Annotated in this window: 19 protein-coding genes and 4 pseudogenes; 9 read left to right on the top strand and 14 right to left on the bottom strand. The window is 68.4% G+C overall.

From position 1 onward, the window contains the following. Nucleotides 1–21: 21 nt before the first annotated feature. From JK363_RS33860 to JK363_RS33850, 3 genes are all read right to left on the bottom strand, one after another. The gene (locus tag JK363_RS33860) at nucleotides 22–495 is read right to left on the bottom strand and encodes a helix-turn-helix domain-containing protein (RefSeq protein ID WP_201881171.1); all 474 of its coding nucleotides are present in this window, start codon (nucleotides 493–495) and stop codon (nucleotides 22–24) included. 438 nt (nucleotides 496–933) lie between these two features. Next, nucleotides 934–1,152 (bottom strand): hypothetical protein, encoded by a 219-nt coding sequence (locus JK363_RS33855; protein WP_201881169.1) that lies wholly within the window; start codon nucleotides 1,150–1,152, stop codon nucleotides 934–936. A gap of 46 nt (nucleotides 1,153–1,198) precedes the next feature. Beyond that, the gene (locus JK363_RS33850) at nucleotides 1,199–2,305 is read right to left on the bottom strand and encodes a chymotrypsin family serine protease (protein ID WP_236076311.1); all 1,107 of its coding nucleotides are present in this window, start codon (nucleotides 2,303–2,305) and stop codon (nucleotides 1,199–1,201) included. A gap of 267 nt (nucleotides 2,306–2,572) precedes the next feature. Between JK363_RS33850 and JK363_RS33845 the strand changes: the two are divergent. After that, nucleotides 2,573–2,782, top strand: a pseudogene (locus JK363_RS33845) (methyltransferase domain-containing protein); the annotation flags it as partial. Here JK363_RS33845 and JK363_RS43985 read toward each other — a convergent pair. The 3 genes from JK363_RS43985 to JK363_RS33835 are packed head-to-tail and all read right to left on the bottom strand — an operon-like array spanning nucleotide 2,735 to nucleotide 5,683. Then, nucleotides 2,735–2,857: a hypothetical protein gene (locus tag JK363_RS43985; RefSeq protein ID WP_268981126.1), complete on the bottom strand. Its 123-nt coding sequence runs from the start codon at nucleotides 2,855–2,857 to the stop codon at nucleotides 2,735–2,737. The pseudogene JK363_RS33845 and the gene JK363_RS43985 overlap by 48 nt on opposite strands. A 27-nt stretch (nucleotides 2,858–2,884) precedes the next feature. Beyond that, nucleotides 2,885–4,039, bottom strand: a complete 1,155-nt coding sequence (locus JK363_RS33840; RefSeq protein WP_201881167.1) for a M20 family metallopeptidase — start codon at nucleotides 4,037–4,039, stop codon at nucleotides 2,885–2,887. 45 nt (nucleotides 4,040–4,084) lie between these two features. Further along, nucleotides 4,085–5,683 (bottom strand): AbgT family transporter, encoded by a 1,599-nt coding sequence (locus tag JK363_RS33835; protein WP_307821971.1) that lies wholly within the window; start codon nucleotides 5,681–5,683, stop codon nucleotides 4,085–4,087. Between the two features lie 136 nt (nucleotides 5,684–5,819). Here JK363_RS33835 and JK363_RS33830 point away from each other — a divergent pair, with 136 nt between their 5' ends. After that, entirely contained in the window at nucleotides 5,820–6,815 is a 996-nt protein-coding gene (locus JK363_RS33830; RefSeq protein ID WP_201881166.1) for an Lrp/AsnC family transcriptional regulator, read from the top strand. A gap of 271 nt (nucleotides 6,816–7,086) precedes the next feature. On the opposite strand, the gene JK363_RS44410 is transcribed toward JK363_RS33830, so the two are convergent. After that, the gene (locus tag JK363_RS44410; protein ID WP_201881165.1) at nucleotides 7,087–10,668 is read right to left on the bottom strand and encodes an nSTAND1 domain-containing NTPase; all 3,582 of its coding nucleotides are present in this window, start codon (nucleotides 10,666–10,668) and stop codon (nucleotides 7,087–7,089) included. Nucleotides 10,669–10,911: 243 nt separating this feature from the next. On the opposite strand from JK363_RS44410, the gene JK363_RS33820 reads away from it, so the two are divergent. The 3 genes from JK363_RS33820 (at nucleotide 10,912) to JK363_RS44790 (ending at nucleotide 12,153) form a co-directional block, all read left to right on the top strand. Further along, nucleotides 10,912–11,310 carry a hypothetical protein gene (locus JK363_RS33820; RefSeq protein ID WP_201881164.1) on the top strand — a complete coding sequence of 133 codons (399 nt, stop codon included), beginning with the start codon at nucleotides 10,912–10,914 and terminating at the stop codon, nucleotides 11,308–11,310. Nucleotides 11,311–11,443: 133 nt separating this feature from the next. Next, nucleotides 11,444–11,821, top strand: a complete 378-nt coding sequence (locus tag JK363_RS33815) for a recombinase family protein (protein ID WP_201881163.1) — start codon at nucleotides 11,444–11,446, stop codon at nucleotides 11,819–11,821. Continuing rightward, nucleotides 11,797–12,153 carry a recombinase family protein gene (locus JK363_RS44790; RefSeq protein WP_201881162.1) on the top strand — a complete coding sequence of 119 codons (357 nt, stop codon included), beginning with the start codon at nucleotides 11,797–11,799 and terminating at the stop codon, nucleotides 12,151–12,153. The genes JK363_RS33815 and JK363_RS44790 overlap by 25 nt, the downstream gene beginning before the upstream one ends. Nucleotides 12,154–12,539: 386 nt before the next feature. On the opposite strand, the gene JK363_RS33805 is transcribed toward JK363_RS44790, so the two are convergent. The 5 genes from JK363_RS33805 to JK363_RS43980 all read right to left on the bottom strand — a co-directional run bounded on the left by JK363_RS33805 (nucleotide 12,540) and on the right by JK363_RS43980 (nucleotide 16,297). Next, nucleotides 12,540–13,676: a phosphoenolpyruvate carboxykinase (ATP) gene (locus JK363_RS33805; protein ID WP_201881161.1), complete on the bottom strand. Its 1,137-nt coding sequence runs from the start codon at nucleotides 13,674–13,676 to the stop codon at nucleotides 12,540–12,542. Nucleotides 13,677–13,702: 26 nt separating this feature from the next. Further along, nucleotides 13,703–14,599 carry a lactate/malate family dehydrogenase gene (locus JK363_RS33800; RefSeq protein WP_201881159.1) on the bottom strand — a complete coding sequence of 299 codons (897 nt, stop codon included), beginning with the start codon at nucleotides 14,597–14,599 and terminating at the stop codon, nucleotides 13,703–13,705. Further along, nucleotides 14,596–15,426, bottom strand: a complete 831-nt coding sequence (locus tag JK363_RS33795) for a hypothetical protein (protein ID WP_236076310.1) — start codon at nucleotides 15,424–15,426, stop codon at nucleotides 14,596–14,598. The genes JK363_RS33800 and JK363_RS33795 overlap by 4 nt, the downstream gene beginning before the upstream one ends. A 345-nt stretch (nucleotides 15,427–15,771) precedes the next feature. Further along, complete coding sequence (locus JK363_RS33790) at nucleotides 15,772–16,179, bottom strand: hypothetical protein (protein ID WP_201881157.1); 408 nt, start codon at nucleotides 16,177–16,179, stop codon at nucleotides 15,772–15,774. Then, nucleotides 16,163–16,297 (bottom strand): hypothetical protein, encoded by a 135-nt coding sequence (locus JK363_RS43980; RefSeq protein WP_268981125.1) that lies wholly within the window; start codon nucleotides 16,295–16,297, stop codon nucleotides 16,163–16,165. Before JK363_RS43980 ends, JK363_RS33790 begins: the two co-directional genes overlap by 17 nt. 76 nt (nucleotides 16,298–16,373) lie before the next feature. Between JK363_RS43980 and JK363_RS33785 the strand changes: the two genes are divergently transcribed. Next, nucleotides 16,374–17,717, top strand: coding sequence for an NsdA family TPR-like regulatory protein (locus JK363_RS33785; RefSeq protein ID WP_201881155.1), 1,344 nt, complete (start codon nucleotides 16,374–16,376; stop codon nucleotides 17,715–17,717). A 72-nt stretch (nucleotides 17,718–17,789) separates the two neighbouring features. After that, nucleotides 17,790–18,218: a hypothetical protein gene (locus JK363_RS33780; protein ID WP_201881153.1), complete on the top strand. Its 429-nt coding sequence runs from the start codon at nucleotides 17,790–17,792 to the stop codon at nucleotides 18,216–18,218. Between the two features lie 58 nt (nucleotides 18,219–18,276). Here JK363_RS33780 and JK363_RS33775 read toward each other — a convergent pair. Beyond that, nucleotides 18,277–18,873, bottom strand: a pseudogene (locus JK363_RS33775) (helix-turn-helix domain-containing protein); the annotation flags it as partial. 237 nt (nucleotides 18,874–19,110) lie between these two features. Here JK363_RS33775 and JK363_RS33770 point away from each other — a divergent pair. After that, nucleotides 19,111–19,335, top strand: a complete 225-nt coding sequence (locus JK363_RS33770; RefSeq protein WP_201881151.1) for a hypothetical protein — start codon at nucleotides 19,111–19,113, stop codon at nucleotides 19,333–19,335. A gap of 20 nt (nucleotides 19,336–19,355) precedes the next feature. Here the strand turns inward: JK363_RS33770 and JK363_RS43095 are convergent. Beyond that, a pseudogene (locus tag JK363_RS43095) lies at nucleotides 19,356–19,532 on the bottom strand (DnaJ C-terminal domain-containing protein); the annotation flags it as partial. A gap of 48 nt (nucleotides 19,533–19,580) precedes the next feature. On the opposite strand from JK363_RS43095, the pseudogene JK363_RS33760 reads away from it, so the two are divergent. Further along, nucleotides 19,581–19,681, top strand: a pseudogene (locus JK363_RS33760) (IS21-like element helper ATPase IstB); the annotation flags it as partial. Nucleotides 19,682–19,684: the final 3 nt, after the last annotated feature.

Genomic DNA, 19,684 nt, shown 5'->3' with positions numbered 1-19,684 from the left:
ACGCCAGGTCTGCTGAGATGCTCACTGTGGTGCGGGCGGCAGGCCGGAACGGCGCAGGACGCGCCGGATGGTGGCGGCGGCGACCCGACGACCGAGCCGACGGAGCTCGCCATGGATCCTGACGTACCCCCAGGTCGGGTTCTCTCTTGCCAGGCGCTGGATGAGTGCGACTGTCTCTTCCGGTAAGGGTGGTCGGCCGGGCCTGGCTGATGCCTGTCGCCATTTCCAGCGCACCAGATGACGGTGCCAGTTCAGCAGCGTGCCGGGGGTGACCAGCCGATGGCAGCGTATGAAGGGTGGCAGGTGCCGTGCGAGAGCGGAGAGCACGGCACGATCAGCCCATGAGAGCCGTGGCCGCTCGACCTGTCGGCGAAGCACAGCGACCTCATGACGAAGGGCAAGAATCTCGGCGTTGTTCGCGGCGGTAGATCGGCCCAGCAAAAGGAAGCAGCCCAGCAGCCGGCAGAAGATCAGGTAGAGCAGTCGCAGACTCACGATCAGTGATCATGCCCATACCTGGGCAATCGCAAAGCCCCAAGTCAACCACCGTACGGCAATAAAGACACCCTTCAGGCGATCTTCAGGCTTGCACAGTTGGACAAGAATGATCTTGTCCGAGCGATCTCGGCTGTGTCCACACTCTGGCTCGCATGCACCTCCCGCGTCCTTGACCGAGGAGTGCCTGGTCGGCGGCCAGGATCGCGTCCCGGACAGCAACCGCGTAGCCCGCTGCGCCCCGCACGTCCGCCAACGCATGCCCGGACAGCCCGGAGCGGGCCGCGTAGTCGACGATGTTCTGCAGCCGCTGGCCGACCAGCCAGTGGTCCGGGTTCTGCCCCAGGCGCGCATGCATGAGGACCTGCACCGATCTCTCCGGCGCGGGTCCTCCGCTGTTTCTTCTCTCCTCTTGTCACTCGTCGTGAATGCAGGGGCTCATTGGGCCTTGATGGGACCACCGGTCTCCCGCACGCGGACGATGTAGCCGCCCACCTCATCCGGGAGAGGGCCTACCTCGGCGAGGCTGGTGACCCACACGTCGATGGTGGGGGTACCGTCGGGCTGCTCGCCTTGGCCGACCGCGACGACCCCGGCGACCTGGCCGATCCAGGTGTTGGCTTCGGTCAGTGCGGCGGACAACTTGCTCTCGTTCATGGTCGTTCCATTTGGGCAGTCTCGAATCCCGTACAGCGGGAGCCGGTCAGGGTGTCTCGGTGACGCGGATTCCGAGCAGCTGCTGCACGAGCGGGATGGGATTCATGATGGTCACGTAGGGCGACCCCGCGAACAGCAGCCCGACCGCACCCTCCTCCAGGTCGCACACCAGGCTGCCGGAGTCGCCGCCTGCTGACATGGGCGTGGTGAGGATCTGGTTGGCGAACCGGGCGACCCGTCCGTTGCCGTAGTTGACGTCTACCGTGGCGTTGATGTTGAGCACGCGGCCGCTGGTGTAGTTGGTCGTTCTGCCGCACTTCTGCACCAGGGTGTTGATCTGCGGGGCGGAGTTGATGCGCTTGACGTCCCCGGCCCAGTAGATCCGCCGGTCCAGGTCGCGGAAGTCGCCCTCGGCGATGGCCGCGTCCACGTAGTTCAGTGGCACGTTTCCATTCTGCATGTACTTGATCGGTACGAACCTGCTGAGCCACGCGATCGTGTCGGCCGTCGCACTGCCGCCGTCGTACGGACCGGGTTGGAGGATAGGGTCGCCGATCTTGGCGTCGTTGGAGTTGGCCAGTACGTGGTTGTTGGACAGCACGTAGTACTTCGGCGGGGCGCCGGGGAAGTACTGCGCGTCGTACACGCAGGTTCCGAGCGTCCCTGCGGTGATCTTGTAGTGGCCGATGCTGACACCGCCATACGCCGGGCGGACCCTGTGGGTGAGTACCTGGGGCCTCACAGGGGCCATGCCGGGCGCGATCCGTTCGCGTGTGATGGCCGACGGCTCGCGCTCCGCCAGGGCCTCCCCTTCCCGGCCCATCTCCATCCTGCCGTCCATCATGAACATGGGTACGTTCGTGGTCAGGTCAGGACCGAGGCCGGCGTGGATAATGCCAACCTCCTGCACGTCGACCGGCGTCTCGCCGATCTTCGCCGGCGCCAGCTCGCCCTTACCCAGCATCTGCTTGTCGAGCTTCGTCTCGACCAACGCCACCAGAGCCTTCTGGTTGGTCTTCTCGCCGCCGGTGTACTTGTAGCCGAGGGCGACGCCGACTACGTTCGGCTTTTCCAGCAGCCCCGCCTCCTCGCTTGCCTGAATCTTGGCCAGGGCTTGGAAGTCAGGGTGGCAGAGCTCGTCTCGCTGCAACATGGGGCAGCCTCCTTCGCGGAACCGAGGATCGTAGGACGCCCACAGCTACGTCATTCCGGCTGATATGCCGGGCACCGTCACCCATACGTGGGCATGGGACTGTGCCGGACAGCTCACGCCAACCTCCGGACCAGCGAGGTGGCTTTGTTCACTTTCAGCAGCAGCGTTTGTCTACCCGTTCGGGCAGCGTTTGGTGGTCTCCGGGCTCGAGGATGTTCACGAGAAATGACGTCACTGTGGGAGCCCGGGAGTGTTTGACTAGCTCGCATGTCATCGACTCTTGGTATGTCCCGACCTGAACAGGCTTCCTACATGCTGCGAGGCGCTGCCAGTGATGCCGGCCGTGCGTACAAGCAGCAGCTACTTGACCTGTTAGACATCCAGGCGGGTCAGATCGCCCTGGACGTGGGATGCGGCCCAGGCACCGATCTACCGGCGCTGGCGGAGCGTGTCGGTGACAGTGGCACCGTCATTGGCGTCGACCGTGACCGAGCCATGCTCACCCGGGCACGCGAGCAGTTCCACGACGGCGACCGCCGCCGTGGCCGTCACGGCGGCGGTCCGCAAGTGGGTACGTCTCTACGACGCGTCGGACGCCAGCGCACGCAGCAGGCCGACGGCGAGCGCGGTACGGGCGGGGATGGGGGCCAGCAGCGTGTACTCGTGCCGGGCGTGGGCACCGGAGCCCAGGGCGCCGAGCCCGTCGAGGACGGGACGGCCGAGTCCGGAGACGAAGTTGCCGTCGCTCGAGCCGCCGACCGCAGTCTCCTCCAGCGCCCAGCCCTGTTCGGCCGCGACGTCGTGGGCCTGCTTGAACAGTTGCCGAGACGCGTCGTTCGGGACCATCGGGGGGCGGTTCCACCGGCCGCTGAGGGTCAGCCGCACCCGCGGGTCGGAGGGGGTGAGGGCGCTCAGCGCGGCGTCGATCCGCGCCGTCTCGGCCGGTTCGGCGATCCTGATGTCGATGCCGCAACTCGCCTGCGCGGCGACCACGTTACGCCCCGTGCCCCCGCTGATCAGCCCCACGTTCACGGTGGTCCCGCGCTCCGGAGAGCCGAGGCCGGTGATGTGGGAAACAACCTCGGCCAGGGCGTGGATGGCGCTCGCCCCCGCGGACGGATCGAGCCCCGCGTGCGACTCGATGCCCTGCACCGTCATGTCGAACAGCCCCACGCCCTTGCGTGAGGTCTTGAGCGCCCCGTCCAGCGACGCTTCGAAGACCAGCGTGGCGAGCGCGTCCTCGCTCAGCCGCTCGATATGCGGCCTGGAGGCCGGGCTGCCGATCTCCTCGTCGCCGTTGAGCAGCAGCCGAACCGAGGGGTGGGGCAGCCGTAGCTCGCGCAGCAGCCGCAACGCCCACACCGCTTGCACGATTCCTGTCTTCATGTCGAAGACGCCCGGCCCGCTCGCTCGGCCGTCCACCACCTCGAAGGGCCACTCGGCGAGCGTCCCGGCCGGCCAGACCGTGTCGTAGTGGCACAGCAACAGCACCGTGCCGGGCGCCGTGCCACGGTAGGTGATGGCGAGTACATCGCCGTACGGGCCGCCGTCGTGGTGCTCCGACTCGTCCGGCTCGCCGAGCCGCTCGACGAGCCATCTGCTGATCACCGCGAGCCCTGCGTCCAGCAGCCCTTTGTCGTTGCTCGGCGTCTCCAGTTCCACCAGTGTCCGCAGGTCTTTGATCATCTCGGGCAGCGCCTGCCGCGTCGGGGCGGCGATGTCGGAGATCGTCATCAAGGGGATCCTTCCCGGGTTGCATGAAAGCGGGGCGGCAGCGGGTCAGCGGACCGGCGCGCCGGGGCCGAGCGGGATGCCCAGCGCCCACCAGGCGTAGAACAGGAGAGTCCAGGCCACGAGCATGGCCACGGAGAGCGGCAGGGTCAGCGAGGCCAGGGTCCCGATACCCGCGGAGCGCCGGTAGCGCTGGAGGAAGCCGAGTGTCATGACGAAGTAAGCGCTCATTGGGGTAATTGCGTTGGTGCACGAGTCGGCGATGCGGTAGATCGCCTGGGTGGCTTCCGGGGGGATGTGCAGCAGCATCAGCATCGGCACGAACACCGGGGAGACGAGTGCCCACATGGCCGAGCCACTGGTCATCGCCAGGTTGATCACCGTGCATATCACCACGATGCCCAGGAAGGCGATGGGCCCCGTCACTCCGAGGTCCTTGAGTAGGTCGGCCCCCCGGATGGCGAGCACCTGGCCGACGCCGGTCCATTTGAAGTAGGCGAGGAACTGGGAGATGGCGAAGAACAGGACCAGGATGGGGGCCATTTCCCGCATGCCCTGTGCCATGAAGTCCGGGATGTCGCGGCTGCCGCGCACAGTCCCGGTCGCGCGCCCGTAGACCGCGCCGAGGACGGCGAAGAGAAGCCCGAGCACCACGGCGATGCCGGAGAGCACAGGCGACTCAACGATGCTGCCGCCCTCGCCCCGCAGTGGCGATCCGGAAGGGATCATCATCACCACGACCACCGCGAGGAAGACGAGGAGGGTGAGCCCGGCGCGGCGCAGTCCCCGGGCCTCCTCGGGACGCTGGGCGAGCTCGCCCAAGCCGGGCTCCGCGGTGTTTTCCTCAGGCTCGGGCGGCAGCGCTGCCACCCGCTTGACCAGCACCTTCTCGGTGACGAAGGTGATCACACCGGCCAGTACCACTGACGAGGCCAGTGAGAAGAAGTAGTTGGACAGCGGGGTGACGACATAGTCCGGGTCCACGGTGTGCGCGGCGGCCGTGGTCAGCCCGGACAGGACAGCGTCCACCGGAGTGATCAACGGGCTGGCGTCGTAGCCGGCCGACACACCCACGAAAGCCACCACGATCCCGAGGATCGGGCTCCGTCCGATCGCGCGGAAGGCCAGGCCGCCCAGCGGGACGAGCACGATGTAGGCGGCGTCGGAGGCTATGTGGGCGATCATGGCCGTGAAGGCCAGGGCGAAGGTCATCCACCGCGCCGGAACCCGGGAGACACCGGCCCGCAACATCGCCGTGAGCATCCCTGACTTGTCGGCGACGGCGACACCGAGCATGACGACCAGGATCGTGCCCAGCGGAGGGAAGGTGGCGTAGTTGGTGACGGCGTCAGTGATCAACGATCGCACGCCGTCGGCCGAGACCAGGCTGCGCACGGCCACGGTCTTGTCACTGGCCGGATCGACTACAGAGACGTCCGCGGCGGCCAGCACCCAGCTCACCAGCGCGAGAATGGCGCTGAGGACGGCGAACAGCCAGAACGGATGGGGCAGTTTGTTCCCCGCGCGTTCGATGGCGCCAAGCAGCCGGAGCAGGCCCGACAGCACCGGTGAGCCATCGCCAGGCTTGTCCGGAGGTGTTCGGCCTGGCGTGTTGTCGGGCGTGGTAGTGGTGTCGTTCGAATTCACCGTCCGCACTTCCTTCGTCGGTGACGCAGCAGATGGCCGCCATTAGAGATGGCTTAATGGAATAAGGCAAGAAGCGGGGAGATGATGCATGGATCATTCATTGCTCGGGCTTGGATCGCACGATACAGTTACGTCCATGGCGTCGAAACTGGACAATGTGGACCTCGACCTGGTGGCCGCTTTGCAAGTGGCCCCGAGGGCACCGTTGAGCGCGCTAGCCGACGTCCTCGGAATCTCTGCCAGCACCATCAGCCGTCGGCTGAGCCGGCTCGAGGAAGAGCGGCTACTGCGGGTGATCGGACAGGTGGAGTGGCCGATGCTGGCTGAGGGCAATCCCATGCATGTATGGGTGTCCACGGCCCCGGGTCAGGCACGACAGGTCGCCCGGCGCCTTGCCGAACTGCCCGAGATCCCGTTCGTGGCGACGACCACAGGACGGACGGATGTCTACTGCTCCGTCCACGCGGCGCGGCAGAGCCGGGCGCGCGAGCTGCTGATGACACAGATCCCGTCCGTCCCGGGAATCCGGTCGGCACACACAGAACTGGTCCTGCGGGCCTCGACGAAGTCCGACTCGTGGCGGCTGCGTCGACTCAACGACACCCAGGTGCGAGCCTTGCGGGAGGTCGCCGACACGCAGGACGAGCCCAGCACCGTCGCCGACTTCAGCGCCGATGAGCTCCGGGCGGTCGAGCTGCTCCGGCACGATGGACGCGCAAACGCCGCCGATGTGGCACGTGCGGTCGGCATCAGCCAGTCGACCGCCTACCGGCTATCCCAGTCACTGTTCCAGCGTGGTCTGGTACGGCCCCGGGTCGAGATCGAACCGACGCTCCTGGGGTACACGCTTGAGGTCGTGGCCGAGCTGCACGTGGCCCCTGGAGCCATCCAGGAGGTGGCCGACGCGCTGGCCCGTCACCCGTCGTCGCGATACGTCTCGATCGTCGCGGGCACCTCCTCCGTGATCCACCACGGCGTGTTCCGGGATGAGGAAGGGCTTGCCGAGCTGCTCACCCGAGATCTGGCCGCCCTCCCTGGCATCACCGCCTGCGAGGTGTCGGTGATGCTCGACGTGCTGCGCCGGTACTGGATCGGCCGAGAGGACGGCTATCTGGTCACCACGGGCGGATGAGCAACCACGAAACCCCCTGTGTCCGGTGGCTTACCCACTGGGCGGACCGACTCCCGTCTGCTAGCGATCACATGCTCAAGGATGATGACCGCGTTCTCGTCGCCCAGGGGGCGTACCGCTCAGCCGCCTCCATCCTCAGCCTCTCGCCGGAAGGCCCGCCGCTCGTCGGACAGCCCGCCTTCTTGCACATACCTCATGCAGTGGGCATATCGCAGGGATTTAGAGCCGTCAGCCCCTGCCGACACCACGCTTTGAAGGTCAGTATCCACAGTCAGTGATCGGGGCTTGAGTCGATGGCTCGTTGGGGATCGGTCTCCCACAGGCGGGTGGTCTGGTCAGTCCCAGTGGTGGCAAGGGTGTGCCCGTCTGGGCTGAACGCCGCGAACATGACCTCACTGGTGTGCCCTTGAAGGACAGCGGTGGGGTGGTGCGTGCGGGCGTCCCAGAGACGGACGCTGCTGTCTGAGCCGACCGTGGCGAGAGTGCGGCCGTCGGGGCTGAAGGCGATGCCGTACACCACACCCGTGTGGCCCTTCAAGGTGGCGATGACCTTGCCGGAGGCGCGGTCCCACAGCCGGGCCGTGCCGTCCAGCGACGCTGTGCCGACGGTCTTGCCGTCAGGACTGAACGCCGTATCCCACACACCGCGGCGGTGCCCGGTGAGGACGCGGGTTGCCCGGTGCGCGGACACGTCCCACAGCCGCGCCGTATCGCGGGCACCCGCGCTGACCAGAGTGCGGCCGTCCGGGCTGAAGTCCACGGAATGGACCGCGCCTTCGTGTCCCCGCAATACGGCCAGGAGTCTGCGGGAAGCCACGTCCCACAGGCGCACCGTGCGGAAACCGGCGCTCGCCACGGTCTGGCCGTCGGGTGAGAGTGCCACCGCGAAGACCTCTTTGTTGTGATGGCCCAGGGTGGCCAGCCGATGTCCGCCTCGGTGGGTCAGCTTCCACAGTTCGATGGCGCCGTCCGGGCTGCCGATGACCATGGTGTTTCGGTTCGGGGCGTAGGCGACGTTTCGCACCGGGCCGGTGTGGCGGGGCAGTTGGGTGCGTACGCGCCGGTACTCCGGATCCCAGCGGGTGACCGTGCCGGTCGAGTCGGGGACGGCCAGCTCGTGCCCGCTGGGGCTGAAGGCCGGTGCGTTCGGATAATGCCTCTGCTGGGGCCACTGGCGGCTCACTCGGCCGGTTGAGGCGTCCCATACCCGCGTCACCCCGTCGTTGTCCGCGGCGGCGACGTGCTTCCCGTCCGGGCTGACCGCGACGGTGGCCCGCAGGGCTGTGCCGTCGCCCAGCGACGTCGTGCTCCGCTTCGAGTCAAGGTTCCACACTCGTATCCCTGAACGTGTCCCTCTAAACGACGCCAGCGCCAGCAGGGACTTTCCGTCCGGTGTGAAGGCGAGCGAGGAGACACTGTCTTCCGGTCTCTTCAGATGGGCCCGTGGTTCAAGGTCTGAGGTGCGCCACAGGGTGATGCCCTCACGATAGGAGCTGGCCGCGAGGGTACGGCCGTCGGGGCTGAAAGCCACGGGGCCGACGAGCCGACCCCAAGGGTTCAGGCGGGCGCGCTCCACTCCGGTGGCAGCGTTCCACAGCCGGACCCGGCCGTTGTTGTCGTCGTCGCCTCCGGTGACCAGCGTCCGGCCGTCGGGGCTGAATGCCACCCCCCAGACAGCCCCTGGCTGCCTGAGGACGGCTCGGGTGCGCCGGTTGGTGACGTCCCACAGACGCGTGGACCCTTCCTCGGAGGCAGTGGCGAGGGTGCGGCCATCGGGGCTGAAGACCGCGCTGGTCAATGCGCTGGAACTCGCTTTCAGCACGGCTTTCGTGCGGTGGGTACGCAGATCCCACAGCCGGGCCGTACCGTCCGAACTCGCGCTGGCCAGCGTGCTGCCGTCAGGGCTGAACGCCACTGCCATGACCGATGCCGAGTGTCCCAGGAGCGTGCCCAGTAGCCAGCCGTTGTCCGGGTCCCACAGCTTGATGGTGTGGTCTGCTCCGGCCGTCGCAAGGAGGCGGCCTGTCGGGGAGAAAGTCACGGCGTTGATCAGGCGAGTGTGTCCGCTCAGCTGGCTACGGGATGCCGCGTAGGTGCTCAGCAGGCTGCCGCGGGCTTCTGTGCTGTGTGCCTGGCGGTAGGCCCGCCTGGCCTGTGCATAGGCGCGCTCTGGGTACCTGTCCATCCGTCCGAGTGCTGTGGCGGCCAGAGCGCGCGAGGTGGCCAGGCGGCTTTTTTCGGTGGCCCGGAGGGTTTGCTGCCAGGCCAGGACGGTGGTGATGAGTGCGAGGCACAGGAGGGTGGCGAGGGTGATCAGGGTGCGGCGGGTACGACGCTCGTGGCGGCGACCGGCGAGGAGTGAGGCGTCGAGGAAGGCGGCTTCCAGCGGGTTGAGGCCATCCCGACCGGTGCCGGTGAAGGTTTCTCCGGCTTGGGCCAGGCGCGTGCCGCGGTAGAGAACTCCCCCGTCGCGGTCCAGGTCGCGCCAGGCCAGGGCGTCGTGGGTGAGCTGGCGGTGCAGGCGAATACGGTCGCGCTCTTCGTCGATCCAGCCCCTCAGACGGGGCCATGCGGTGATCAGCTTTTCGTGGGCGAGGAAGACCGTTCCGTCATCCACGGTCAGCAGGCGAGCCCGGGCTAGCCGGTCCAAGACGACCTCGGTGTCGGCCCTGGTGCTGGGGTCGGCGGCCGTGAATTCGGTGCGGGGAGTGGGGTGGTGGGTGTCCTCGGTGCCATCACCGGGGGCGATCAGGCGCAGCAGGATGCGTCGGGCCAGGGTGGCCTGGGCGGGGGTGAGCTGATGGTAGGCGTCCTCGGCGGTGCGGGCGATGGCGCCGCGTAGGCCGCCGGCTGCCTCGTAAGCGTCTTGGGTGAGGATGTGTCCGCGGCGACGGCGCCAGGTCTCCAGCAGCGCGTGGGACATCAGCGGCAGCGCGCCGGGCTCGTCGGTGACCTCGTCAAGGATGTGGGCGGTCAGGTCGCGTTCCACGTTCAGCCCGCGCACCTGCGCCGGGCGCACGATGGCCGCGCGCAGTTGCTCGGTGGTCATCGAGCCGACCAGGAGGGTGGCGTCGTTGAGCTCGGCGGCCAAGGCGTGGTTCTCGGTGCACCGGGCGAAGAAGTCGGCTCGCAGCGCGAATACCACCCGTAACCGGCTTCCGGGCTCTCGGGCAGCCAGTAATCGCTCCAGGAAGGCCGCACGGTCGGCGGGCGAGGTGCAGAGGGTTAACAGCTCTTCGAACTGGTCCACCAGCACCCAGGTGTCCCTCGCGCCCTCGGCCGGTGCAAGCAGATCGGCACGGTCCATCGGCTGCGCGCCGGGGGTGAGGACCCGCACCGCGGCAGGCATCTGGCCCGCGTCCTGACCGGAACGGCGCAGCCGTGGGATGAGGCCGGCGCGCAGGAGGGAGGATTTGCCGCTGCCCGACGCTCCCACCATCACGCTCAGCCGATGCCGGCGGGCCATCGCCTCCAGCTGTGCGGTGGTCTCCTCGCGGCCGAAGAACAGCTCCGCATCGCCCGGCTCGAAGCGCTCCAGTCCCCGGTACGGCGGCCACTCGTCCTCCTCGGGCGGCCGCGGCTGCGCCGTGATCTCCGTATCCGTCTGTTCCCACCGGCGCCGCCACTCCTCCACATCACCTCGGCAGGCCCGCACATAGGCCAGAGCGACCGGAAGCGTCGGCAACCGCTCACCTCCCGCGGCCTGGGACAAGGTCGCGGCCGAATACCCCGCCCGGCGCGCCATGCTCCGATAGCCGGGAGCCCCCGCCTCGTCGCGGAGCTTGCGCAACTCGTAGGCGAACCGCGCGATGGGCCCGTCCTGCGGATCGATCGGCTTCTCCGGACGCCCCACTCGCCCCGCCCCTCCCCGGCAACTGCCTCTCCTTTCAACCACCGTAAAGATCGGATCGCGGCCACGGCAATGCCGCCAGCAGTGAAGGGCCGAGAACGGCCGGATTGATCAGAGCAGCTCAGACAGGCTGCCAAACAACTCCGCGGCGGGTGAACTCGATGACGTCCCGGCTGTGGTGCGGCGCGACGGGGGTGTGCCGCACCGCAGCCCGGACTCAGCCTCGTCTCACCTTGAGGAGTTGAAATGACTCGCACAAAGAAGATTTCCACGGTCGCCAAGGTGGCCGCAGGCGCAGGCGCCGCGCTCATGCTCGCGGGGCTCGCCGCACCGGCCGCGACCGCAGAAGGACACGCCCCGGCCGCAAGGACGGCCAGCAGCCACAGTCAACCGCACGCGGGGGGCGGCGCGGAGACGATGAAGGGCATCGCCTGGTCCGGCCTGCCCAAGTGCGCGCGCCACGGCAAGCTGTCCACCTCCGGGGTCACCGACCACCTCAAGGTGTGGAACAACTGCAACTACAAGGTCAAGTACCACGTGAAGCTCGACTACACCTCGGACTACTGGGAGACCCTGAAGCCCGGCTGGCAATTCACAGACTCCTGGAAGTACCCGCTCGCGCTGGACGAAATCAGCAACAAGTAACGCGGTGCACCACAAGCGCCCCGCACGTCGTGCGGGGCGCCGTGGTTTATCCGGTCGCCGGAGCCTGGATAGGCTCGCCTGGTGTCACAGTTATGCCGCTGGGGATGTCAGTCCCACGCGGCATCATTCGCTCATGAAGCTCGTCGGGTATATCCGCGTCAGCACCGACCGGCAGGTGGAGGACGGCTTCGGCCTAGCGGTCCAGGAGAAGGCGATCCGCACCTGGTGTCGGCAGCCAGGCCACACCCTCGGACGCGCGATCTATCGGGACGAGGGGTGCTCAGGGACCCTGCACGCTCCTGAGCGTCCCGCGCTGGCTGACGCGCTCAGCGAGGTAGAAGACGGCCAGGCAGCGGGGCTCGTAGTCGGCCGGCTCGCCCGTCGTCTTGTTACACAGGAAGCCATTCTGGCCCAGGTGTGGAAGAACAACGGACGCGTCTTCACAGCTGACCAGGGCGAAATCCTCCAGGACGACCCGAAGACCCCATGCGCACGGCCATGCGGCAGATGATGTGCGTCTTCTCTGAGCTGGAGCACTCCATGATCGTGGCCCGGCTCCGGGCGGGACGTAAGGAGAAGGCAGTCCAGGGCGGGTACGCCTACGGCGCCCCGCCCTATGGATGGCAGGCCGTTGCCGGAGAGCTTGTCGAACAGCCCGTCGAGCAGGTCGGTCTCGCCCGGGCTCGTGAACTACGGGCGGCGGGCGCCTCACTCCGTGAGATCTGTCGCCACCTGCAAGCGGAGCATTTCCCACCCCGACGCAGCGATCGATGGCATCCGGAGGCTGTGCGACGGATGCTTCAGCACGAGGCGCCGTACACCCTCCGGCCGCGCACAACCTAAGACCTGGTGTCGTACCAACGCCGGTAACCGTGACGACGAACGGCCCCTCAGAAGAGGGGCCGTGGCCAGTCCGCAGGCACGCTCAGCCCCGCGGGTACTGCATGACCGACTGCTGGCATCAGGCCGACAGGCGGATGCCCGCGCGCTCGGAAGAAGTCGACGGAGCCGCCGCGGAAAGATGGCCATGTGAAGACGACCCTGCTGCAGATGACCGTGCTGCCGGAGAACCTCGGGCTGGCGAAGGTGACCGTGCCGCCGGAGGTGCCGTACCGGGCAGGTGAATCAAACTTATCGACGGGTTCTGCGTTGACGTCGCCCAGGCGCACGGGGGATGGCGCTGGACGACGTCCCCGGGGAGGTCAGTTATCGGCCGTGGGCCTGCCTGCTCACTGGACGCCCGCGAGCTTGGCCAGGAAGTCGGCATTCGCCTGGATGTCGTGGCCGAGTACGACCTGATGGTGCGGGAGGGCTGCGAGGCGTTCGGCGACGGAGGCGCAGGCCAGGTCGTTGCCGCCGCCGTTGATGCCGCGGGCGAGGTCGAAGTGGTCCGGGTAGCGGTCTTCGGTCGCGCCGGTCATGAAGTCGTCGTCGGCGAGCGTCCGGTCGCCGTCGGCCAGAGCCGGGACGGCGGAGGGGTCGATGCGGGGGAACAGCAGCGCTGCCGCGCGGCCGCTGGTCGCCAGCTTCATGCCGAACCAGGTGGAGAACTGGTCGGGGAACACCTGGACCTTGCGCTCCCTCTTCCCGCCGGGCTCCCACAGCGGCTCGCGGCGGCCGACCAGCAGTGCGTCGGTGACGTCCTGGTGCTGGGTCGGGTGGAGCTGTTCTCCGGCCTGGAGCCGGTCGCGGACGACGTCGTACAGCCCGAGGGCGTCCAGCAGGCCGAGGCCGATGGCGGCCGCCGACGGCCACGGCAGGACACGCAGCTCGTCGCCGACAGGTTTGATGAACACCCGGTCGTTGGCCAGCAGCTGGAAGCCGCGATGGGCGAGCAGCAGCGCCGTGGTGGTCTTGCCGGACCCCTTGGAGCCGAAGGCGAGCAGGGCATTGCCGTCGTGGACGACGGCGGAGGCGTGCAGAAGCGTCCACCCGTTCCACAGCAGGGTCGCGCGGACCATCTCCCGCGCAATCCGTGCGGCGGCCAGCGCCACCGGCTCGGGAGCGCAGCCGGAGATGGTCAGGCGCTCGGCCAGCGGCTCGGAGCGGTAGGCCAGCCCTTCGTCGGGCGAGATGGCGCTGATGATGGTGCCCGTGCTGTCGCGCGTGAGGAGCAGCCTGGCCTTGGCGTAGGTGACCTCTTCGTGGGGGCAGGCGGCCATCAGTGTGGCCAGGTCGGCGTAGGCCAGCTCGTCGACGTCGGCGGTGACCAGAGGCCCGGTGAAAAGGCTTTTGGTGGGGACCTCGAACGCGTTCCACCAGGGGCCGAAGTACCGGTGGGACCAGTCGGTGACGAGGGGGGTGTTGCTCAGGAGGGTCACGCTCGCGTCCGCGGCGTGTAGCCGGGTTGCGGTGGGCGTACTCACGTCGTCTCCAGTCGGGTCGGTGTGGGTCAGGACAGCCGTAACGCCTGGTAGGCGGTACGGAGCTTGATGGTTGCCGCGGACAGCTGCGCGTCCTCGTCCGCGTCGAGGTCGGGCAGGCACGCTACGGGTTGGCCTGCGGTGAACCGCAGCGGAATTCCGCACCAGTCGTCGCCGTGGCGGGTGGTCAGTTCCTCGGTGCCTTCGGCCAGGGCGAGGGCCTTGCGCAGGGCGGACAGCACGGCGCCGGCGGGTCCGGAGCGGGTGCGGCCCACGCCCTTGTTAATCCGTCCGGGGCGGGTGCGCAGTTCGCTGCGTACCTCCGCAAGGGGGACGGAGGCGGGCTGGCCGTTGACGGTGGTCGTCGAGGCGCACACCACGGCGTGGTCGCCGTGTTCGCCGATCACGTGCCCGTGCACGGCATCTACCGGCACGTCGAGCAGGCGGGCGAGGGTGAGCCGGTAGCGGGCGGAGTCGAGGTTCGAGCCGATGCCGTACACCCGAGGGCAGCCGGAGGCCTCGGCGAACAGCCGGGTCATCAGGTCGACAGGGTTGGTGACCACGAGCACGGTCCCCACGTAGCCGCGCAGGGAGGTCGCGAGCGTACGGATGACGGGAGCGTTGGACCCCGCGCCGCCCATGCGCACGTTGCCGGTGCTCGTGTTGGTGAAGGCAGCCCGCACGGCGACGACGACGGCGGCGCAGTCGACCAGGCCCGCCACGTCGCAGGCTTCGGGGCGCACGGGCGAGGCCGCGGTCTCGCGCATGTCGTCGAGGTCGGCGGCGAGCGCCACCGCCTGGTCCAGGAGGCGGGAAGCGACGAGCAGCCGCCCGGTCATGCCGGAGACCATCAGTGCCGCGGCGACCGTCTGCCCGACCGCTCCGGCGCCGACCACGCCGATCGTGTCCACCGGTGCCGGCGTCACGCGGCGACCGCCTGTGCGTGGCCGAGGGCGCTGTCCCACACGGCCCCGGTGTCGCCTGCAGCGGCCAGGTCGGTGCTGATCTGCTCGACCATCCGGCACACCTCGACCGCGCGGTCAGCCAGGGCTGTGCCCTGGGCTGGCAGCGGCAGTTCGGCGGGCGCCGACAGATAGGTGGTGAGGATGTTGACGCTGTCCATCAGCCACAGCGCCAGCAGTTCCCTGAGCCAGGCACGGCGGGCCTTGACGGGCAGTCCGCCCATCCGTGCCGCGGCGAGGTCGCCGATGCCGTGCATCAGGTGTTTGCCCGTCTCCGGGCCCGGCCGGGCTGCGCGCAGTTCGCCGAAGGTCCCGGCGAGCAGCTCGGCACTGTGCTGGGGACGGTTCAGCAGGAGGTGGGCCAGGCTCGCGCCGGTGACGGACTCGGTGAACAGCACGCCGCGCCGCACGCCGGCCACCGGGCAGACCCGGGGATGGCCGACCTCCGCCAGGAACTGCAACTGCGCGGCCTCCCGTCCGATCAGCGCGTCCGTGCGCTGCACGTACTCCTGCTGCGCCGCGCGGACCTGGGGCCAGGGACCGCAGGTGCCCCGCAGCAGCGACACGAGGGAGACCCCGAGCAGCGAGTATTTGGCGTACAGCGGTCGGCCGTCCACGCGGATGCGGCGCACGTATCCGGTGACGCTGGGGACGTGGTCGCCGAGGTCGAGGTCGGCGTGCGGCCACTGCTCGACGGCAGCCGCCCCGATCTCCAGGTCCGCGAAGGCGAAGACTTCCGCTGCGGTGGGTGTAGGGCTGTTGGGCGAGGTGCTCACAGATGTGGTGCTCACATACGCCTCCAACGATGGTGAAGGAAACCGCCCTTGGGCCGTGCTCTCGTGCCCCGCGCGGCGGTGGACGAGCCACGGGAAGGTCGGTCGATTGGGGCGTTCGTCAACTGGTCACGGTGCGGACCGTCGTACGAGGTGAGGGTGTGAGCCGTCGCGGTCGGGGTGCTGCTCGGCTCGCTTGGCACGTGCGGCGGCATGTCCCTCCGGGCTTGCCATGGGCTCGGCATCCGGCACCGCAACCGTGACCGGCACGGCCGTTGCCCGTGGGCCGAGCACCGCTCGCCGTGTCCTCGACGTCCCGCCCGATCCATGGATGATCGCGGTGCATCAAGCTGCGCGCGCCGCTCACTTGACCTCACCGCCGCCCGCGGCCAGCGGCTCCCAGGAGTACCGCACCCGTACGCCGCAGCCCTGTAGCCAGCTGACCTCGCGGTACCTCAGTTCGTGTGAGGACTCCGGGGCGATGCACGCAGGCCACCGCACGATCACCACGCCGACCGCGCCGGACTCCGCCAGCTCCCTCACCCGCCTCCATCCCTCACGGTGACAAGGGTCCGGCTCGCCGTACGGGTCCGTGATCACTTCTGTGATCGTCAGCCCGCGCACCTCGGCGAAGTCGCGCCCTTCGGCCTCGGCGCGGTCGGCGGAGAGCGTGGGAGTGAGCTTGCTTCGCTCACCGCACACGTACAGCACAGCGGCGCTGGCAGGAGCAGCGACGGCGGTGCTCTCCCGGGTATCAGGTGTCCTGGTCATCGTGGTGGGCCTTTTCGTCGTCCTGGGTGCCCGGTCCGCCCCTCGGGGGTTCGGCGGGGCGGACCGAGCAGTCGACGGCCGTACGGGTGCGATCACCGAACGGCCGGTAATCACTCAACTCCCCTGCGCGAGACCGGGTAAGGGAGCAGAGTGGAAGCCCGGTTGAACTGGTTGAACGCACTCGGGGGTCATCGATGGCACGTCGACCGCGCACACCGAATACAGCCCTAGCGGGTTTGATGCAGTCGGGAGGAATCGGAAACGCGCAGCTCGCCCGCCGGGTGAATGCCGCCGGCCGCGAGCTCGAGCTCCGGCTGCACTACGACAAGACGAGCGTGTCCCACTGGCTCGCCGGATCCGTCCCGAAGCCCCAGGCGCGGCCCGCCATCACGGAGGCGCTCTCGCGGCTGCTCGGACGGCCCGTAACGTGCGGAGAAATCGGCTGGCCGACCAAGGCAGGACCGGCCGCAGACCCCGACGCCGTGACGGGAGTGATCGACCTGAGCCGAGCAGACATGGATCCCTCGCGCCGCGGTGTGCTGAAGACCGGCATGTACGCCGCAGCTCTGACCGTGCCCCGGTTCGAGGACGTGGCGGGCCGGATGGACGCGGTGACGGCCGGACGGACGGTGCACATCGGCCGCTCCGACGTCGAAACCGTCCGCACCATGACCGACAAGGTCGCCGATATCCTGGACCAGGTCGGAGCCGGGCACGCCCGCCCGATGGCCGCCGCCTTCCTGGTCAACACCGCGGGCCCCTATCTGCGGGCGAGCGGAACAAACCAGGTCACCCGCGACATGCGGGCCGCCGTCGCAGACTTCGTTTACCTCACCGGCTGGATGGCCATGTACGAGAACCAGCAGGGCCTGGGCCAGAAGTACTACCAGCGTGCGCTCGAACTCGCCGGCGCCGCCGAGGACCACGTCACCTACTGCCGCACCCTGCGCGGCATGAGCCTGCAAGCCTCCCACCTTGGACACGGGACGAAGGCCCTCGAATTGGCTGACGCGGCGGCTGAGGTCGCGCCCGCCGCAGGCCCGCGCCTGGTCGCGTTCCTGCGCGGCCAACAGGCCGCTGCCGCCGCGATGACCGGCACAGACCGGCACACCGCCGTGACCCGGTTGCGTGAAACGGAGACCGCACTCTCACGCGCCGACGACCGGCCGGACGCCGTCGGCGGCTACGACCAGGCCGCCTACTTCTTCCACGAAGCCCACGTGCGCTGGCACCTGGGCGACCGGGCCGGCTCGATCGCGTCCCTGCGTCGTTCGAACCAGGCACGGGACCCACTGGAGCGGCAAGGCCGCCTGCACTGCCTCGGAGTAATCGCCGAACGACAGCTCCGCATGCGGCACATCGAGGCAGCCTGCCAGACCTGGAACACCTTCCTCGACCAGCACGTGACACTCTCCTCCGCCCGGGGCGACGAGCACCTGAAGACAATGCTCAAGGCGCTCCCCGCCTACCGCAGCGTCGCCAGAGTCCGCGACTTGGAGGAACGCGCCCGGCACGTCGCCCATCTCAAGGCAGCCTGATCTGCACGACGCAGCTGGCCCGCACTCCCACCCCCGGCGTGCGGGCCAGCTGCGTTGCGGTCGAAGAGACCGGTGGCTGACCGCACGCTGGACGACGAAGTGCAGCAGTACTTCGCCGGCCATCCGACAACCCCGATCACGAAGGCGAAGATCGGCGGGATCCTGACCAGCGTCCAGGCGGTCCAGCGCCGAGTCGGCCCGGCCGACTTGTCCCGGCTGCTCCAGCGGGACGAGCGGGTACGGCTCTACCAGATCGACCAGGTGCTGGTAGAGCGGAACAAGAGCACCAACCGGCTCATCGAGTGGCGGGGCGGATCCCGTGTACTCGCTGACTGGGCGGAGCTGACGGGTATGAGTGAGAGCACGATCCGCCGACGTTTGTTTTATCCAGGGCTTGGTGGTCACTGCGGTCTGCCCCACGCGGCCTGGTTCCCAAGCCACCCCGAAACCCGATCCATGCCGGTCAGACCGGTCGTAGGTTCATGCCATAACGACCGTTGACGACATGGACTACGAGTTCCGCACTGCCCGCCCTGAGGACACCGAGGCCATCGAGGCCCATGACGAAGAAGACATAGAGACGCTTGAGGAAGACGGTCTCCACGTGCATGAAGCCGCAGGCGAGCAGCGTGTGGGCCTGGGATCGGAGGAAGGAGCGCCAGGTCTGCTGGGAGGCCCGCTGCGGTGCGGGCGGTAGACCGGAGCGGCGCAGGACGCGCCGGATCGTGGCGGCGGCAACCCTATACCCGAGCCGTCGGAGCTCACCTTGAATCCTGACGTACCCCCAGGTCGGGTTCTCTCGCGCCAGGCGCTGGATGAGCGCGACCATCTCTTCCGGCAACGGTGGCCGACCGGGTCCGACCACCGTCTGGCGCCACTTCCAGCGCACCAAACGCCGGTGCCAGGTCAGCAGCGTGCCCGGGGTGACCAGCCGATGGCGACGCAAGACGGAGGGAAGGTGCCGCGCGAGAGCGGAGAGCACGGCACGATCAGCCCACGAAAAAGGCGGCCGCTCGACCTGCCGACGAAGCACAGCGACCTCATGACGAAGCACCAGGATCTCAGCATTGGTCGCGGCGGTCGATCGGCCCAGCAACAGCAAGCAGCCCAGTAGTCGACAGAAGATCAGGTAGAGCAGTCGCAAACCCACAATCATTGATCATGCCCACACGCAGGCGATCACAAAGCCCCAGGTCAACCACCGTACGGCGATAAAGACACCCTGCAGGCGCAACTCCAGGCAGTGGCCAGAAGCTGCCCGAAGGTGAGCCCGCTGCGAAGGGCCCTCCGGCTTTGCGGGGTTTCGTCGCCCAGGGCATGAGCCAGTTGCCACGGCACCTGGTCGACGTAGACAGCTTCGACGGTGCGGTCGTCACGGAAGACGAAATCGCCGATGGTGGCTGGGAGGGAGACCGCCGACGCCATCGAGGAAGAAGTCAACGCCGTTACCCTCGGCATCGGCCCCTACCGCGACTTTGGCCCCAGCCAGGACCAGGAGGCCCTGAAGCTGTTCACCCAGCGCGTCGAAGACCACCGCAACGAACAGCGGCGCCGCCAGCAGCAGCTGGACCAGCCCGCCGACCACGCCCCACCCACTGACGCCGCACCACCGGCTTGAGCCCGTTTCCCTGCGTTGACTCACCCCTCGATCCGTACGACGACGAAGAGGTCACCCGCCTCCCCGCCGTTCCTGCCGGGCCAGCCCAGTCCTCTGAGGCGCAGTCGTTGCCCGGCTCGGACTCCCGGAAGAATCCGGATCCGGTGGGTTGTCTCTTCGGAAACCTCGCCACTGCCTTGGCAGGACTGGCAGCCCTCTGCGCCGTGCGCATCAGGCTTGGAGGCGCAGGCAGGGCAGGGGTTCCGGCCGGTGAGGCGAAGACGTTCACCGACCCCCGCCTCTGCGCGGCCATCGTCGACCGCCTCACCTTCAAGGCACGATCATCGAGACCGGCACCGACTCCTAATTC

This window comes from Streptomyces coffeae (genome assembly GCF_016741875.1).
Lineage (GTDB): Bacteria > Actinomycetota > Actinomycetes > Streptomycetales > Streptomycetaceae > Streptomyces > Streptomyces coffeae.
Note: the sequence above shows the minus strand (reverse complement) of the source record. Positions and strands in the feature narration are given on the sequence as shown.

Coding starts and splice junctions, on each gene's coding strand:
- JK363_RS33790 (WP_201881157.1), bottom strand. CDS start 16,179: ATGACCAGGACACCTGATACCCGGGAGAGCACCGCCGTCGCTGCTCCT.
- JK363_RS44790 (WP_201881162.1), top strand. CDS start 11,797: ATGCGCACGGCCATGCGGCAGATGATGTGCGTCTTCTCTGAGCTGGAG.
- JK363_RS33815 (WP_201881163.1), top strand. CDS start 11,444: ATGAAGCTCGTCGGGTATATCCGCGTCAGCACCGACCGGCAGGTGGAG.
- JK363_RS33770 (WP_201881151.1), top strand. CDS start 19,111: ATGGTGGCTGGGAGGGAGACCGCCGACGCCATCGAGGAAGAAGTCAAC.
- JK363_RS33830 (WP_201881166.1), top strand. CDS start 5,820: ATGGCGTCGAAACTGGACAATGTGGACCTCGACCTGGTGGCCGCTTTG.
- JK363_RS33785 (WP_201881155.1), top strand. CDS start 16,374: ATGGCACGTCGACCGCGCACACCGAATACAGCCCTAGCGGGTTTGATG.
- JK363_RS33850 (WP_236076311.1), bottom strand. CDS start 2,305: ATGTTGCAGCGAGACGAGCTCTGCCACCCTGACTTCCAAGCCCTGGCC.
- JK363_RS33855 (WP_201881169.1), bottom strand. CDS start 1,152: ATGAACGAGAGCAAGTTGTCCGCCGCACTGACCGAAGCCAACACCTGG.
- JK363_RS33820 (WP_201881164.1), top strand. CDS start 10,912: ATGACTCGCACAAAGAAGATTTCCACGGTCGCCAAGGTGGCCGCAGGC.
- JK363_RS33840 (WP_201881167.1), bottom strand. CDS start 4,039: ATGACGATCTCCGACATCGCCGCCCCGACGCGGCAGGCGCTGCCCGAG.